The sequence below is a fragment of the Vibrio sp. 10N.222.52.B12 genome (genome assembly GCF_002875385.1).
In the GTDB taxonomy this organism is placed as follows: domain Bacteria; phylum Pseudomonadota; class Gammaproteobacteria; order Enterobacterales; family Vibrionaceae; genus Vibrio; species Vibrio jasicida.
Genome location: NZ_MDAW01000148.1, coordinates 61744 through 77524 on the forward strand (window position 1 = coordinate 61744; position 15781 = coordinate 77524).

The following is a 15781-nucleotide window of genomic DNA, read 5'->3' on the forward strand; positions in this document are numbered from 1 at the left end:
ATGTCTGAAAATTACGATTCATCGAGTATTAAGGTACTAAAGGGTCTGGATGCGGTTCGTAAGCGTCCAGGTATGTACATTGGCGACACGGACGATGGCACCGGTCTTCACCACATGGTCTTTGAGGTGGTGGATAACTCAATTGATGAAGCGTTGGCAGGTCACTGTAAAGACATCGTTGTGACAATTCATGAGGACAACTCGGTTTCAGTTACGGATGATGGTCGTGGCATTCCAACAGAATTGCACCCAGAAGAAAAAGTATCAGCAGCAGAAGTTATCATGACGGTACTTCACGCTGGTGGTAAGTTCGACGATAACTCATACAAAGTATCGGGCGGTCTTCACGGCGTAGGTGTTTCAGTAGTAAACGCACTGTCTGAAAAAGTAGTACTGACTATCCATCGTGGCGGTCATATCCATACGCAAACTTACCACCATGGTGAACCTCAGGCGCCACTAGCGGTTGTGGGCGATACAGACCAAACGGGTACACAAATCCGTTTTTGGCCAAGTGCTGAAACCTTCACAAATATCGAATTCCATTACGATATCCTAGCAAAGCGTCTACGTGAGCTTTCTTTCCTAAACTCTGGTGTTTCTATCAAGTTGGTTGATGAGCGTGAAGCAGACAAGAGTGACCACTTCATGTTTGAAGGTGGTATTCAAGCGTTCGTTGATCACCTAAACACCAACAAAACACCAATCATCGAGAAAATCTTCCACTTCGATTTTGAACGTGAAGATGGCATTGCAGTAGAAGTGGCAATGCAATGGAACGATGGCTTCCAAGAGAACATCTACTGTTTCACTAACAACATCCCACAACGCGATGGTGGTACTCACCTTGCAGGTTTCCGTGCGGCATTAACGCGTACGCTGAATACCTTTATGGATAAAGAAGGTTTCTCTAAGAAAGCGAAAACAGCAACGTCGGGTGATGATGCTCGTGAAGGTCTAACTGCAGTTGTTTCGGTTAAAGTGCCAGATCCTAAGTTCTCTAGCCAAACTAAAGACAAATTGGTTTCTTCAGAAGTTAAATCAGCGGTTGAATCAGCAATGGGTGAGAAACTGTCTGAGTTCCTAATTGAGAACCCGACAGAAGCTAAGATGGTTTGTTCTAAAATCATCGATGCTGCTCGTGCTCGTGAAGCAGCGCGTAAAGCTCGTGAAATGACTCGTCGTAAAGGCGCGCTAGACCTAGCTGGTCTGCCAGGCAAGCTTGCAGACTGTCAGGAAAAAGATCCAGCACTCTCTGAACTATACATAGTGGAGGGTGATTCGGCAGGCGGCTCAGCGAAACAAGGCCGTAACCGTAAGAACCAAGCAATCCTACCGCTAAAAGGTAAGATTCTTAACGTAGAAAAAGCGCGTTTCGACAAGATGCTATCTTCTCAAGAAGTAGCGACGCTGATCACGGCACTAGGTTGTGGTATCGGTCGTGACGAGTACAACCCAGACAAACTGCGTTACCACAACATCATCATCATGACCGATGCCGATGTCGATGGTTCGCACATCCGTACGCTACTGTTGACCTTCTTCTACCGTCAAATGCCAGAGCTTATCGAGCGTGGCTACGTTTACATCGCTCAGCCACCACTTTACAAAGTGAAAAAAGGTAAACAAGAGCAGTACATCAAAGACGAAGACGCGATGAACCAATACCAAGTGGCTTTAGCACTTGATAACGCATCGCTACACGTAAACGCAGAAGCGCCAGCATTGGCAGGCGAAGCGCTAGAGAAGCTAGTTCAGCAATACAACGCTGGTATCAAGCTGGCGGATCGCATGAGCCGTCGTTACCCAAGCGCGCTAGTTCATGAGCTAATCTACACGCCGCGCCTAACGGCAGAGCAATGCCACGATGCTTCAGCAGTTGAAGCGTGGACAAAACAGCTAGTTGAACAGCTAAACGCGAAAGAAGTGGGCGCAAGCCAATACAGCTTCGAAGTTGAGCAACACGAAGAGCTAGGTCTAAACCTACCTAAGATTATCGTACGTACTCACGGTGTGACGCATGACTACGCACTAAGCATCGACCTATTGAACTCGAAAGAGTACAACAAGCTAGCTGAGCTTTCGGAAGCATTAGATGGCCTGATTGAGGAAGGCGCTTACATCAAACGTGGCGAGCGTACTCAGCCTGTAACAAGCTTTGCATCTGCACTTGAGTGGCTAATCAAAGAGTCGCGTCGTGGTCTAAGCCTACAGCGCTACAAAGGTCTAGGTGAGATGAACCCAGATCAGCTTTGGGAAACCACAATGGACCCTGAGACACGTCGCATGATGCAAGTAACAATTGAAGATGCGGTAGGCGCAGACCAATTGTTCACCACGCTAATGGGTGACCAAGTTGAGCCGCGTCGTAACTTCATCGAAGAGAACGCGCTGAAAGTAGCAAACCTAGACGTGTAGTCTTACAGACTCAGTCAACTCATACTAAAAACGCCATCTCGCAAGAGGTGGCGTTTTTTTATGGGGGTAGAAACGAGATAAAAGAGTCGAGATACGAGAACGGCTGCGCCCTGTGAATATGGGAACGCTTCGAGAGGGAGGAATGACTGAGTCGGGGATCTAAAAATATTTTCACCGGAGCCCTTGAAAGCCCATTTTTCGACCTTATATCTAGTTATGAAGAGGGATGGCTAACTTGCTCAACAAGAGAAGAACAGCGCCTCTGGAATCGCTAAACGAGATCGCTCAGGAGAGGATACTCAGTTTTCGCACACAACTTGACCCTAGATTCGACATCATGTCCCCGCACCTAAAGAGTAGGTCAGAGGAATGAACCATCGGATCCCTTAGCTCGGCGTTTTCTTGCATAAATGCGCCATGTGGATGACCCTCATCTGGGCTAAGACTATTGCTTAAAAGAGGATAGATTATGCGTAATGTAGATTTCTCACCACTATACCGTAATGCAATTGGCTTCGACCGTCTGTTCAACCTGATGGAAGCAAGCTCTGCGAAGAACACTTCTGGCGGTTACCCTCCATACAACATCGAGCAAAAAGACGAGCACAACTACCGTATTACTATGGCAGTTGCTGGTTTTGCTGAAGATCAGCTCGATTTGACTCAAAACGAAAACATGTTGATCGTGAAGGGCGAGCGTAAAGCCGAAGAAGGTAAAAACTACGTTTACCAAGGCATTGCAGAACGCGATTTTGAACGTAAATTCCAACTCGCGGATTACGTAAAAGTTGTCGGTGCATCAATGGAAAACGGTCTGCTTCATGTTGATTTAGTTCGTGAAATTCCAGAAGCGATGCAACCGCGTAAGATTGCTATCGGTGGTAACAACCTGATTGAAAACAGCTAAAGACATTTCAGTTAACCACACGGTTATAGAATGAGAAAGAGCGCCTTCCATTATGGAAAAGGGCGCTCTTTTTAGTTTGGGGTTTTAAAAGCCGTAATTTCAAAGAGAAGAACGGCTGAGTTTAATCCGTCTATTTACCTTCGCGGTAAGCCTTTTCCACTTCTTCAGCGATAATCGCAATGCCTTTTTGCATCATCTCATCGTCTTGAACGTAGTTCATACGCAAGCATTGGTGTGCATGATCCCACTCGTCCTTCTGGCCAATAAAGAAGTATTCACCCGGAACAATCAAGACCCCTCGCGCTTTCAGGCGTTGGTAAAGTTCCATTGTCGTAATTGGCAGTTCATCGAACCATAGCCACAAGAAGATCGCGCCTTCCGGTTTGTGAATACGAAAGCGCTCATCGGTAATCGCTTCTTGGAGCAGTTCAACCGCACGTTGCGACTTCTGCTTATAGAATGGCTTAATCACCTCTGAGCTCAGTTTAAGCAGATCGCCTTTACCAATGATGTGGTTTGCCAACGCTGGACCAACACTGCCTGGAGCTAGGCTGATGATGCCGTTCATATTGGTCAACGCTTGCGTGATTTCCTCACTCGCAATCACAATGCCACAACGCACGCCCGGCAAGCCAAGTTTAGATAGGCTCATGCACAGGATGGTGTTTTCATTCCAGAACGGTTCGACATCTTCAAAAATGATATTCGGGAACGGCAGACCGTAGGCGTTATCGATGATCAGCGGGATGTTGTTCTCACGTGCGAGCTTATCTAATTTACGTACTTCTTCGTCTGTTAGTACGTTACCCGTTGGGTTAGTTGGGCGAGACGCGCAGATTGCCGCAACAGAGTCATCGACGGTGAGCTGCTCAAAGTCGACGTGGTATTTAAACAGACCGTTATCTAACAGCTCGATCTCTGGGTGGTAAGAGACAAAGATATCTTCATCAATACCCGCATCACCATAACCGATGTACTCAGGCGCGATAGGCAGTAGCACCTTCTTGTGTGAACCGTCTGGCTGCTGACCTGCTAGTAAGTTGAACAGGTAGAAGAAGCCACTTTGGCTGCCGTTAGTTAGGCTGATGTTCTTCTCGGAAATATCCCAGCCGTAAGTTTCACGGAATAACTGAGCCAACGCTTTAACGAACGCGTCTTTGCCTTGCGGACCATCATAGTTGGCGAGGGCGGCGACGAGCTCCCCACTGGCGAGCATTTCTTCACTGGCTTGGCGAAAGTAATCGAGCATGGCAGGAATGGCGGCTGGGTTGCCTCCACCGAGCATGATGGCACCTGGTGTGCGCAGACCATCATTCAAATCGTCCATTAACTGCGTGATACCGGAGTACTGATTAAATTTTTCACCAAACTTTGAGAACTGCATTTGTCGTTATACCTAATTCATTGTGATTGCTTTATGTGTCTTAACGCCAGTCTTTGACTAGTCAATAGGATAATCCTTGACCTTACCTTAATGTCTATACGACGCAAAGTGTGAATTAAGCCGAAAAAGAAAAAATCGGACCACAATGATTTTTGTTGTGATTAAGTAAACGTTTTCCTATGCGAAAACTGAATCCAACCTGAATGAAATCTCGCTATCTGTCAGAGCAGTGTCAGGCAGCATGGTCTTGGTTTGCTCAAAAAGCCCTCAATTCTTATTATTCGCCCCGTCATCTTTTTGACGTGTTAGAAAAATTGAGGAGTCAAAATGTTAACTAACCTATTTGTAAAAACACAACTGTTTATCGAATCATTCAAAAACGACGAGCGCGGCGTAACAGCAATTGAATACGCAATCCTAGGCGTGTGTATGTCTGCAATCGTACTCGCGGTATTTAACGATGCGCTATATGACGCATTAGACGGTGCAGTTAAAACGATCTCAAGCAACATCACTGCTGCAAATGAAGTAACTCCAGGCAGTTAATTATATTTCATGCCGTTAAAACTATGGTGGCTGCTTCCCCTTGCCACCATGGCTTTTATAGCCAGTTATCAAGACATCAAATACCGAAAAATACCCAATGGAGTGGCGTTAAGTGTTGCTTTGCTGGGTGTTTTTTTTGTCTTGAGTAAAGGGGAGTACAGTCACGCACTGTCTTCAATGGTGATATTGGTGATAGGTGCTGTGCTGTTTCAACTACGAATCCTCGCAGCGGGGGACAGCAAATTACTGGCTGCATTTGCACTGATGATTGCACCGCAGTTCTTGCCGTTGACGATTTGGTTGATTGTCACTTTGGGCGGAGTGCTTGCTCTGACGCAGTGGCTTGTTAGCCAAATCGGTATTCATCCTGCTGGGATGGAAAGAGGTGTGCCTTATGGTGTGCCCATTTGTCTCGGAAGCCTGTTTGGCATCGCTGCATCTTTATAGGTGAACCATGAATTCAAAAGTCATTCTTGTTTTGGCGGCGATTGCCATTTCGGTCGGGCTTTATGGCGTGACCCAATCACAGCCAACTGCTCCGGTTGTACAAACACAACAGCCGAAGAAAGAAGAGAAAAAATTTAAAATCTGGACGTTAAAGCGTGACCTAAAACGAGGTGAAGCACTGCAACGTCGAGATTTGGTGATTGAATACTTAACCGAGTCACAAGCGGCGCAACAAGGGATTGATAGCGATATTAAGCTCGATTGGAGCAAGCGCCTAATTGCGGTTGAAGCTCTGAATCAAGGTGAATGGGTGACGAAAGAGGTGCTGACTTCTCCGGGAGAAAGCGATTACCTCTCGACCATGGCCAAGCCTGGTTACGCCCCGTTCAATATCACGGTACCGGGTGATGATGTGGTAGGAGGAACGATTGCCGTTGGTGATTTAGTCGATATCTCTGTTATTTCCACCATGGATCAAAACCTCTCGGCAGACAACACCGTGTCGGATATTGAACATCTGACCATGACACCACTGATTGCTCAAGTGCCTGTGCTGTACATGATCTCAAAACAACGCTTAGTCAGTACATTGACTGACCAGAAAACCACTGATGTCACTTTAGTGTTGCAAGTAACTAACCGTCAGTTGGCTAAGTTGTCGGTAGCAAAACGCATTGCAGAAATTACGGTACATAAATCGATTGGTGAGCAGTTTGTGGATGAACTGCATGCGAACTCAAGCGATGTGATTCGTTTTGCTGATGAAAGGCAAACCACGAAAACCCAATCGATCAAAGAATATCGATTCAACTAGGAGGCAAGATGAAAACCATAACTCGATTTAGCATCTATTGCTTAATGCTTGTTTCCACGGCTTTACAGGCTCAGGGCATAACGACGCTTTCGGCTGGTGGCGCAAGAACCCTATCGTTTAAAGCTGAAGTTGATTCGGTGTTTGTTTCTAACCAAAAAGTGGCGGACTACCAAGTTATCGATGCTCACAAGGTGGTGTTACTGGGTAAATCAGAAGGTGAAGCATCGTTCATCGTGTTTGACCGTGATGGTTCAGAGCTTATCAACCAAACCCTGATTGTCAGCAAAAGCTACCGCAATATTGAGCAGCAAATTCAAGTGCAGTATCCATACTCTGATGTTCAAGTTAACGGTATTGGTAGCAATGTTGTATTGAGTGGCATTGCGCCTTCTGACAATGAACGCGACAACATCTACACCTTGGTGGGTGAGTTGTTGGGTAAGTCTTCCAGTAACCATGATTTTGAAATGCCAGAACTCGATAGTTCGACTGACGACCTTCAAGTGGATTTTATGTCTCGCCCTACCTATCAAGGTGTGGTGAACAACATTGAAGTCACCGCGACGAAGCAAGTTAACGTCAAGTTGACCATTGCAGAAGTCTCCCACAGCTTTATTCAAGATTTTGGTATCAAGATGGGCTCTGGCGGTGATGTTGGCATCTTTGTCGATCAGTTAACCAGTTTTAGTGCCGATGACATTGTTTCTGTTATCTCAGCAGTCGGTTCTGACAAGGTAGGCCAAGTGCTGGCTGAACCAAATCTATCGGTAATTTCTGGCGAGCAAGCAAGCTTCTTAGTTGGTGGTGAAATGCCTGTTGTGACGGTGGTCGATGGTGCTAGCGATGTCGATTACAAAGAATTCGGTGTGCGTTTAGATCTGATGGCGAAAGTGCTGCGTGACGACAAAATCAAATTAGCATTGTCACCAGAGGTTAGCTCTTTAGATAACACCTACACCAGTGAAGTGTTTGATTTACCGGCTTTCAAAACTCGTCGTGCACAAACCACCGTTGAATTAGGTGACGGTCAAAGCTTTGTTTTGGGTGGCCTGCTTAATAGTGAAGAGCGCGAATCACTGACACGAATTCCTTTTATTGGTGACATTCCTGTTTTAGGAGCGCTGTTTCGTCACACAGGAACAGAGCGCAACAAAACCGAGCTGATTATTGTGGCAACCGTCAACTTGGTGAAACCAGTGAAAGCCAATCAAATCCAGCTACCAACCATGGAAAAAACCGGTACGTTACGACGCTTTTTTGCACTTGATGGTAGTTATGACAAGGCTCAAGACCAATGGGCTGGTGAGGTTCTTAACGCGGGAGGTTTCCGTCAATGAAAAACTGGATGTTAGCGCTATTTGCGATTACAGCACTATCCGGCTGCGCAGACCATATTGTTGAGCCTCGCGGGACCAGCATTTCACTCAAGCCAACTGAATTTAGCTTTGCGGTACAAAGCCAGAATCAAACTTACGCCATGAATAAGCTCACTCAGTTTGTTCGTAAGTATCCGAATCAAGCGGGCAGTAAATGGCAGATCACCAGCTTCAACGCTCAAGGTAAAAAGTTGGCGCAGCAGTACCGCATCGCACTGTTGCAGCAAGGCGTAGCGGCCGAACAGTTAGTACTCGAACATCGCTCGGAGTTTCATCGCTTTGATGTACAAGTATCGGTGATTCAGCTTCAAGCTCAGCTTGAGGTATGCCACCAAGAGGTTATCGGTGATTACGGTTTGGGCCACCTAGGTTGTTATACCGATGGCAGCCGTTGGCAGTCGATGGTTAATCCGCAGAATGCGCTTTGATATTGAGGAACACTCATCATGTTTGATTTAGTGGATAAGTTGAGTAAGAGCACGCCAAATCACACTCAACAAAAAGAAAATAAGTGTACGTTCTTGTATCAAACCGCTGCGTGCAAAGACTTAGTTCATAAGGCGTTTCGCTTTGAAGGCTTAGTCGAGCCAATTACGGTGAACAACCAAGAAAAAAACTACCCAGAATTGCATACACACTCAAGTGTAGAAGTGGTGATTGTTGAGCTGAATAAAAGCCAAAGCGTGGTTGAAGATGCAAAAAACATTGCCCATCAACTGCCTACACATGTGTCGGTTGTGGTCGTTGGCAGCGAAGATGCGATCTCAACGATTCGTGCATTAAAACAGCTTGGTTTTTATTACCTATTTTGGCCTGCGACCGACAAAGAAATCATGGAGTTTTACCACGGTGTACGTCGTAACCGTCAGCAGCAAAGTGGTGTGGCTTCGAATCGAAAAGCAAAGCAAGTGGCGTTTCTTGGTGTGAAAGGCGGTGTTGGAACGTCTTTGATCGCCAGTGAAGTGGCGCGTTCATTGGGGCGTCATCATAAAACGCCTACCTTGTTGGTTGATCACACCTACACCGGCAGCAATATCGATGTGCTTTTAGGTTTGCAGAAATTCAGTAAACGCAGTGTACGCAAAGGTACTTTGGTATCGAGCATTGATGGTGATTTCGCCACTAGCTTAGTGCAACGTCTGGAACGAAACCTCGCGATTTTAGGTTTGGAGTCGGATGCGTTTACGCGTGCTGAGCTGCATGAATATACCCAAGCGCTCAAAGAGCAAGTGGTTAAGAACCATTCATTTGTGATTGAAGACTATTCACATACCGTCACCACAAATGAAGAGTTCGATCGTGCAGTGGCTGAGATTGATACGTTAGTGGTGGTGTTTGATGCCACGGTGTCGTCGCTACGAGAATTAAACCGCGTAGTGTCTGAGCTAGAAACACGCTATCCAGAGCTGCCGCTTCTTACCGTGATGAATCAATCGCGTCCAGATAATGCGGCTTCAATCAGTATGTCTGACGTTAGTAAATATTTCGGCCGCAAAGCCGACTGCAAAATTGAGTTTGACCACAAAGCGAACCATTACCTACTTCAAGGTCATCAACTGATTGATACTAAATCAGAAATGCAGCAAGGCTTGAGTGATTTAGTCGCACTGCTGGTGGGTGATAAGCCGCAACAAAAACGTTCTTGGGTGCAAGAACTGTTTAGTCGCTAAAAGGAGTAGGGAATGCAACATTCTAAACAAACCTACATCCATCTGCGTGACCAAATTTTTAATGCCTTGGATGCATCTGCACTAGAAAGCTTATCGAAAAGTGACCTAGAGCGTCAGTTGAGTAACGCGGTCGATATGTTGGTCAGTCGCGACCAGCTATCAGTTTCTTCTCTGGCGAGAAGTGAATACGTCGTCAGTATGATTCACGAGTTAGTAGGTTTGGGACCGCTTCAGGTCCTGATGGATGACGACACCATCACCGACATCATGATCAATGGCCACCAGCAAGTGTATGTCGAGCGCTTTGGTTTAGTACAACAAGCGGATGTGCACTTTCTCGATGAAAAGCAACTCGCAGATATCGCGAAACGTATTGCCAGTCGTGTCGGTCGTCGTGTTGATGAATCGTCACCTACGTGTGATGCGCGCTTAGAAGATGGCAGCCGCGTAAATATCGTCCTGCCGCCAATTGCCATTGATGGCACTGCAATATCGATTCGTAAGTTTCGGCAGGAAAGCATTGGCTTTGCTGACTTAGTTGAATTTGGCGCATTGAGCCCTGAAATGGCGAAGTTGCTGCAATTGGCTGCGCGTTGTCGCCTGAACATTCTTGTCGCCGGTGGTACAGGATCGGGCAAAACAACGTTGTTGAATGCATTGTCTCAATACATCTCGCAAGGTGAACGAGTAGTGACGATTGAGGACACTGCTGAGCTGCGATTGCTTCAACCTCATGTGGTTCGTATGGAAACTCGAACAGCAGGCATCGAAGGCTCTGGTGAAGTGAATTCACGCGATCTAATGATTAACTCGCTGCGTATGCGTCCAGATCGCATCATTGTTGGTGAGTGCCGTGGTGCTGAAGCGTTTGAAATGTTGCAAGCGATGAACACAGGCCACGATGGTTCGATGTCGACGCTGCATGCTAACAGCCCACGTGACGCCCTTGCCCGAGTGGAATCCATGGTCATGATGGCAACCAATAACCTGCCACTAGAGGCGATACGCCGCTCTTTGGTAAGTGCAGTGGACCTCATTATACAGGTCAATCGCCTTCACGATGGTTCTCGCAAAGTGATGAGTATTACGGAAGTGATTGGTATGGAAGGGCAAAACGTTGTGCTTGAAGAATTGTTTTGCTTCCAATCTGATCCGCATCATTACGAAGGCAAAATTACCGGCCGTTATGAAACGACGGGTGTCATGAGCCGCTCAGTTTTGTTTGAAAAAGCACGTTTCTACGGAGTGGACAAAGATCTCGCTGACACCATCAGTGCGATTGAAGCAGTGGGGTAAGGCATGTATTGGTTCATTTTAATCGGTGGCATTGCTTTGGTCGCTGTCGCCTTGTTGAGTGAAAAGAACAAGCATCTTGATAGTTATCTCATCCAGTATCAAAAACGCGACCGTGTTGAGACAAGGCTTACTCGCCAAGCGGTGAACGTTGCTAGTTTGTCAGACAGAAGCTTACGCCAAGGTTTGAAAACACGCTGGGATAACCTAAAGCGCCAATTGGGCCGCTTTGCTCTGCTTAAAATCATGCTCTATACCATGTTGGTCATTGTGCTGGCTTTAGTAGTGAATAGCACATTCACTCGCTTTGCGGTTTATGAGTTATTGCCCTTTGCGGTGCTATTTGGCTGGTGGTTTGGTTATCAATGGCTACAGAAGCGTGAGCAAAAGCAGTTTGATGAAACCTTTCCGGATGCATTGAATATGCTGGCAAGCGCCATCAGTGCAGGAGAGAGCATTGGCCGCGGCATCATGTACGTGGGTGACAATCTCGAGGGTGAAGTCGGACGTGAGTTCAAGTTAATGGGTGAGCGTCTAAAAATGGGCGAGTCAATTGATGAGGTGTTTCGTAAATCTTGTCTGCGTTTTCCAAACCCGAACTTCCATTTCTTCGTGATTACACTGCGAGCTAATATGCAGCGCGGTGGTCAGTTGAAAGAAATCATGACGCGTTTGAATCGCCAGATGTTTGAAGCTCGAGCTGTCGAGCGAAAGAAATTTGCCCTGACGTCTGAAGCGCGAATTTCAGCAAAAATCGTTTCGGCGACGCCATTTTTCTTTCTGTTTATCTTGCAGTTTTTAAGTCCAGAGAACTTTGAGTTCGTGATGTTCAACCCAGAAGGTCGTCCGCTGCTTTATTACTTAGTGATCAGCGAAGCGATTGGTATGGCGATCATTTGGGCACTAATGAAGAGAGTGAAGTAATGATGACTCAAACGATGTTTTGGCTGTTTTTCTCTCTCGTTGGTGTCAGTTTCGGCGTACTCCTGCTTATTTACTGGATGCTTAACCACTTCGGCTATCAACGCCGAGTGGCAAGAATCGTGCGCCAACACAAAGGTGATCAGCAAGAAGCATCAAGACTAGAGTCGATCCTATCCCCGTTATCGAACTTAGTAGAGAAGCGAGATGCGAGTTTGTCACAGCGTTTACACCTCGCTGGGATTGATAACCCCAATGCTGCCACTTGGTTTGCGCCATTAAAGTATGCGGCTTTGCTGCTTGGGGAGTTGTTGATTGCCGTGTTGGTCTTCACGTTAGATATCGCAACCAACTATTGGGTTGCTCTTGCTGCTGCTTGGGCGATGGCAGTGATTCTATTGCCTGATATGTGGCTTGAAGTTCGTAAGACCAATCGCCAACGACGTATCAGCCGCAGCTTACCCTATTTAATCGATCTTATGGCGATATGTGTTCAGACCGGCATGTCGATTGAAGCGTCGTTGAAATACTTGGCGATAGAGATTCAAAGTTTTAACCCTGAGTTGGGCAAGTTATTGGATAACACCAACCAGCGTGCCCGCATTGTGGGTATGGAGCGTGCGTTACAAGAGCTGTATCAGCAAGTGCCATCGTCTGAGATGCGCAGTTTTATGCTGACACTAACCCAGAGCATGCAGCACGGCTCATCCATCTACACCATGTTGACGACATTGTCCGGAGATATCCGTGAAGTGCAGATGTTGGAGCTTGAAGAGCAAATAGGGAAGTTGGCGGCCAAGATGTCGATCCCATTGATTGTCTTTATCTTGATTCCACTTGTTTTTGTAATCACCGCTCCGGGGGTGATGAGGATGATGTCCCATGTTTAAAAAAATCCTGATTTGTTTGTTACCAGCAATGCTCGCAGCGTGCAGTTCTACCCAGCAAGCGTGGCAACAACAAGATTCGAAAGAAGCCATTTACCAGAAAACCAACAATCACACTCAATTAGTGACCTTGTACAAACAGCAGCTTCAACAAAGCGATGATGCGCAGGTGCGTGAGAAGCTGGCGCAAAGCTATCTCGCACTTGGTGATGCCGAATCAGCGTTGTTTTATATCAAGCCATTAACCAATAAATCAGCAACGAGTGTCGATACCTTGTTAATCCAGGCACAAGCCTATGGTGAATTGGCGCAATACCCTGCTGCGATTAGCAGTGCAAAAGCGGCACTCGCGCTTGAAGAGACCAATGCGGAAGCTGAAAACTTGCTTGGTACTTACTACGGCTATAACTACCAATATGACTTGGCTCGCCGTTATTTCGAACGTTCACGCGAACACTTCTTTGATGGAGTAACGGTCAACAATAATCTTGCGGTCCTTGATATTGCAGAGGGGCAATACAAACAGGCGATTCAGCGTCTCCTGCCTCTTTACAAAAACGGTCAAGCGGATGAGCAAGTGATGGCCAACCTGACGTTGAGTATGGCCAAAGAAGGTCAGTATGAGTTCGTTAAACAAGTATTGAGTGAGAAGTACAGTAACCACCAGATCGACAATATTTATCGTGCTTTGCGCGGTTATGACCCGTTGAAAGCGAAACAGAAAAAGCGAGCTCTAACAGAGGTTACCCGTGAAAGCTAAGCAACGTGGTGTTGCCAGTATTGAGTTTGCCATTGGGTTCTTCGCTTTCTGGCTGATGTGCATGGCGTGGGTTGAAATGAGCTATATGTCTTACATTTCAGCCATCAACGATCTGACCATTTCAGAGATCTCACGCACCGCTAAAAAACGTAATGACGACTACATGCAAACAGTGCAAGCCGTGCTGAATCGAGAGGGCAGTATTTGGAATACCGCGGTGGATGTGGAGCGTTTTCGCGTTTCCATCCAATACCTCGATAACATCGAATCTCTCACTGCTTATACCGAGCAATGCAAGTTAGCACCGGAACAAGCCAGCAGAGAATGCGGTGATGCAGAGAATGCGGCCTTGGCTGTATATCACATCGATTACAACTTTCAACCAATCTTCAGTTACTTTCTGGGCTTACAAAGCACGATGAGCCGAGAAATGGTGGTGGTACAAGAATATGAACGCTCCCAATTTGCAATTTAATTACTGTCGAGGGCAGAGCAAGCAACGTGGCACTTTCAGTATTGAGTTTGCCATTGTTGGTATCTTCTTCAGCTTACTGTTGGCATTTAGTGGTGATGTGATTATTAAGCTATCAGTGAAAGGTAAGTTGGATCGATTAACTTATTCGTTAGTGAATGTGGTGAAAGAGCGTACCCAGCTTTATGGTGCGGATTATGAGCTTTCAAAAGAAGAAGCTGACGATGTCGATACCATCATTCGCCATTCATTGGAGCGTACGTTCGGGAACTTTCAAACCAGTCAGTATGGCTTACAAGTTGAAGAGTTAAGCTTCGCCGCTGTGGATAAACCCAACCCAGTGATTATTGAAAAACGTGGCGCGATAGATTGCCAAGTTGGGGAAGGCATCAGTTCATTGAGTTCATTGTCTGTGGTGAGTAACCGAGGTCGTCAAATGCCGCTGTATCATGTTTCTGTTTGCTATGAAACCGACAATTGGATTGGCAGTTTGTTGGGTGTTGAGTTCACTCGAGTTGAATCTGATGCTGTCGTGATAGGGAGGTAACATGCCACATAGTATTCAAAGATACTCTAGTTTGAAAAAACAAAGCGGTCATGTCGGCATGTTATTCGCCATGATCATTCCCATCCTTTTTGGTGTCTTCATGCTGGGCTCAGACGGAGCGAGGGCATTACAGACTAAAGCCCGTTTAGAAGAGGCGGCAGAAGCAGCGGTGCTGGCGGTTTCTGCAGAAGATTCAGAAAATCACACGTTGGCGCAGAACTACATTGAGCACTATGTGTATGACGTTGAAGGTATTGAGAACCTAAACGTGCAGCGTTTGTCTTGTGATGAGATGCCGGATTGCCAAGCTGGGTTATCAAAGGGGCAAGCGCGTTATTTTGAGTATCGTGTTGCGGGGCGAACTCGTCACGAATCTTGGTTTCCTGGGCAGGGTGTGATTGTTGGTTTTGGTGAAACATTCGATGTTACTGGAAGCTCGAAAGCACGACGTTATCAAGGTCAGCCTGTCGATATTACCTTTATCGTCGATTTTTCTGGCTCGATGAATGAAACCTGGAGTGGTGGTAAGAAAACCAAAATCGAAGATCTGAAAGACATCATCGAAAAAGTAACCGATGAATTAGAGCAATACAATGTCTTAAACGTTGAGCATCCACATCGAGTTGCTATCACGGGATTCAACCGCCGCACTATCAATACAGGCAATAACAATAAGCTGATTATTCGCGATCAACGCATCACTAAGTATGACGCAGATGGTTGGGACAAAGACGATACGTTTTACCCGCAAAAGACCATTAACAACCAATTTGTGGTTAAGGGAGCAGCGAAGCGTATCCCAAATGAAGATGATTTAGCGGAGTTCTATGACATTTTCTATACCACGGACTTTAATAGCTTTACTCGTCAGGTGAATAGCTTTAAAGCCTCCGGTGGTACGGCCTCGCTGCAAGGCATTATTCGAGCAGGACAAATCGTCACTCAACTAGCAAAGAACCCCAAGCAGTTGATCATTATTTTGTCCGATGGTGAAGATTTTAATCACTATGCAGGGCAAACCGAAGAACTCGTGGATCGCGGTATGTGTACCAACATCCTCAATATGATTAATGGCGGCAAAGTGACGGCAGATAATACTAGTGACTCCATCAATGTTGTGAATGGCGTTAGTCAAGGAATGAAGACGCCAGATGGCGAGCAAATGACGGCCAGTATGTCGGTTATTGGTTTTGATTATGAGCTGGATGCCAATGTTGGCTTACGTAATTGTGTCGGGGTGGATAACGTCTACAAAGCAGAAAATACCGACGACATATTGAATCAAATCTTATCGCTGATTACCGAAGAAGTCGGTCACCTAACCTTGTAGAGAGCAATA

Annotated in this window: 16 protein-coding genes; 15 read left to right on the forward strand and 1 reads right to left on the reverse strand. The window is 46.3% G+C overall.

Annotation, left to right across the window (positions count from 1 at the left end; all coding sequences use genetic code 11):
- Together gyrB and BCT11_RS22630 are read left to right on the forward strand one after the other, a co-directional pair.
- Positions 1-2418 (forward strand): DNA topoisomerase (ATP-hydrolyzing) subunit B, encoded by a 2418-nt coding sequence (gyrB, locus tag BCT11_RS22625; protein WP_102389335.1) that lies wholly within the window; start codon positions 1-3, stop codon positions 2416-2418.
- Between the two features lie 469 nt (positions 2419-2887).
- The gene (locus tag BCT11_RS22630; RefSeq protein WP_005440850.1) at positions 2888-3325 is read left to right on the forward strand and encodes an Hsp20 family protein; all 438 of its coding nucleotides are present in this window, start codon (positions 2888-2890) and stop codon (positions 3323-3325) included.
- Between the two features lie 130 nt (positions 3326-3455).
- On the opposite strand, the gene BCT11_RS22635 is transcribed toward BCT11_RS22630, so the two are convergent.
- Entirely contained in the window at positions 3456-4709 is a 1254-nt protein-coding gene (locus tag BCT11_RS22635) for a valine--pyruvate transaminase (protein WP_050913655.1), read from the reverse strand.
- A gap of 327 nt (positions 4710-5036) precedes the next feature.
- Here BCT11_RS22635 and BCT11_RS22640 point away from each other — a divergent pair, with 327 nt between their 5' ends.
- Genes BCT11_RS22640 through BCT11_RS22700 form a run of 13 tightly spaced genes read left to right on the forward strand, consistent with a single transcriptional unit; the run spans position 5037 to position 15772 of the window.
- Entirely contained in the window at positions 5037-5255 is a 219-nt protein-coding gene (locus BCT11_RS22640) for a Flp family type IVb pilin (protein WP_038875175.1), read from the forward strand.
- 9 nt (positions 5256-5264) lie between these two features.
- Complete coding sequence (locus BCT11_RS22645; RefSeq protein WP_045422220.1) at positions 5265-5702, forward strand: A24 family peptidase; 438 nt, start codon at positions 5265-5267, stop codon at positions 5700-5702.
- Between the two features lie 7 nt (positions 5703-5709).
- Positions 5710-6516 (forward strand): Flp pilus assembly protein CpaB, encoded by an 807-nt coding sequence (cpaB, locus tag BCT11_RS22650; RefSeq protein ID WP_045422222.1) that lies wholly within the window; start codon positions 5710-5712, stop codon positions 6514-6516.
- Positions 6517-6524: 8 nt separating this feature from the next.
- A complete protein-coding gene (locus BCT11_RS22655) occupies positions 6525-7853 on the forward strand; it encodes a pilus assembly protein N-terminal domain-containing protein (RefSeq protein WP_102389336.1) in 1329 nt (442 codons plus the stop codon).
- On the forward strand, positions 7850-8320 hold the full coding sequence (locus BCT11_RS22660; protein ID WP_042605538.1) for a hypothetical protein: 471 nt from the start codon (positions 7850-7852) through the stop codon (positions 8318-8320). The genes BCT11_RS22655 and BCT11_RS22660 overlap by 4 nt, the downstream gene beginning before the upstream one ends.
- Positions 8321-8338: 18 nt before the next feature.
- On the forward strand, positions 8339-9562 hold the full coding sequence (locus BCT11_RS22665; RefSeq protein ID WP_042605537.1) for an ATPase: 1224 nt from the start codon (positions 8339-8341) through the stop codon (positions 9560-9562).
- Positions 9563-9574: 12 nt separating this feature from the next.
- Positions 9575-10858: a CpaF family protein gene (locus BCT11_RS22670; RefSeq protein ID WP_038870222.1), complete on the forward strand. Its 1284-nt coding sequence runs from the start codon at positions 9575-9577 to the stop codon at positions 10856-10858.
- Positions 10859-10861: 3 nt separating this feature from the next.
- Entirely contained in the window at positions 10862-11779 is a 918-nt protein-coding gene (locus BCT11_RS22675) for a type II secretion system F family protein (RefSeq protein ID WP_042605535.1), read from the forward strand.
- Positions 11779-12666, forward strand: a complete 888-nt coding sequence (locus tag BCT11_RS22680; RefSeq protein ID WP_052479012.1) for a type II secretion system F family protein — start codon at positions 11779-11781, stop codon at positions 12664-12666. Before BCT11_RS22675 ends, BCT11_RS22680 begins: the two co-directional genes overlap by 1 nt.
- A complete protein-coding gene (locus BCT11_RS22685; protein ID WP_042605534.1) occupies positions 12659-13423 on the forward strand; it encodes a secretion protein in 765 nt (254 codons plus the stop codon). The genes BCT11_RS22680 and BCT11_RS22685 overlap by 8 nt, the downstream gene beginning before the upstream one ends.
- Positions 13413-13898, forward strand: a complete 486-nt coding sequence (locus BCT11_RS22690; protein WP_054757018.1) for a hypothetical protein — start codon at positions 13413-13415, stop codon at positions 13896-13898. Before BCT11_RS22685 ends, BCT11_RS22690 begins: the two co-directional genes overlap by 11 nt.
- Positions 13873-14442 carry a tight adherence pilus pseudopilin TadF gene (gene tadF / locus BCT11_RS22695; protein WP_042605532.1) on the forward strand — a complete coding sequence of 190 codons (570 nt, stop codon included), beginning with the start codon at positions 13873-13875 and terminating at the stop codon, positions 14440-14442. Before BCT11_RS22690 ends, tadF begins: the two co-directional genes overlap by 26 nt.
- A 1-nt stretch (position 14443) precedes the next feature.
- Positions 14444-15772, forward strand: a complete 1329-nt coding sequence (locus BCT11_RS22700; protein WP_198593987.1) for a pilus assembly protein TadG-related protein — start codon at positions 14444-14446, stop codon at positions 15770-15772.
- The last annotated feature ends 9 nt before the right edge of the window (positions 15773-15781 follow it).

Coding starts and splice junctions, on each gene's coding strand:
- BCT11_RS22655 (WP_102389336.1), top strand. CDS start 6,525: ATGAAAACCATAACTCGATTTAGCATCTATTGCTTAATGCTTGTTTCC.
- BCT11_RS22635 (WP_050913655.1), bottom strand. CDS start 4,709: ATGCAGTTCTCAAAGTTTGGTGAAAAATTTAATCAGTACTCCGGTATC.
- BCT11_RS22645 (WP_045422220.1), top strand. CDS start 5,265: ATGCCGTTAAAACTATGGTGGCTGCTTCCCCTTGCCACCATGGCTTTT.
- BCT11_RS22670 (WP_038870222.1), top strand. CDS start 9,575: ATGCAACATTCTAAACAAACCTACATCCATCTGCGTGACCAAATTTTT.
- BCT11_RS22640 (WP_038875175.1), top strand. CDS start 5,037: ATGTTAACTAACCTATTTGTAAAAACACAACTGTTTATCGAATCATTC.
- tadF (WP_042605532.1), top strand. CDS start 13,873: ATGAACGCTCCCAATTTGCAATTTAATTACTGTCGAGGGCAGAGCAAG.
- BCT11_RS22685 (WP_042605534.1), top strand. CDS start 12,659: ATGTTTAAAAAAATCCTGATTTGTTTGTTACCAGCAATGCTCGCAGCG.
- BCT11_RS22630 (WP_005440850.1), top strand. CDS start 2,888: ATGCGTAATGTAGATTTCTCACCACTATACCGTAATGCAATTGGCTTC.
- BCT11_RS22680 (WP_052479012.1), top strand. CDS start 11,779: ATGATGACTCAAACGATGTTTTGGCTGTTTTTCTCTCTCGTTGGTGTC.
- BCT11_RS22665 (WP_042605537.1), top strand. CDS start 8,339: ATGTTTGATTTAGTGGATAAGTTGAGTAAGAGCACGCCAAATCACACT.
- gyrB (WP_102389335.1), top strand. CDS start 1: ATGTCTGAAAATTACGATTCATCGAGTATTAAGGTACTAAAGGGTCTG.
- BCT11_RS22700 (WP_198593987.1), top strand. CDS start 14,444: ATGCCACATAGTATTCAAAGATACTCTAGTTTGAAAAAACAAAGCGGT.
- cpaB (WP_045422222.1), top strand. CDS start 5,710: ATGAATTCAAAAGTCATTCTTGTTTTGGCGGCGATTGCCATTTCGGTC.
- BCT11_RS22660 (WP_042605538.1), top strand. CDS start 7,850: ATGAAAAACTGGATGTTAGCGCTATTTGCGATTACAGCACTATCCGGC.
- BCT11_RS22675 (WP_042605535.1), top strand. CDS start 10,862: ATGTATTGGTTCATTTTAATCGGTGGCATTGCTTTGGTCGCTGTCGCC.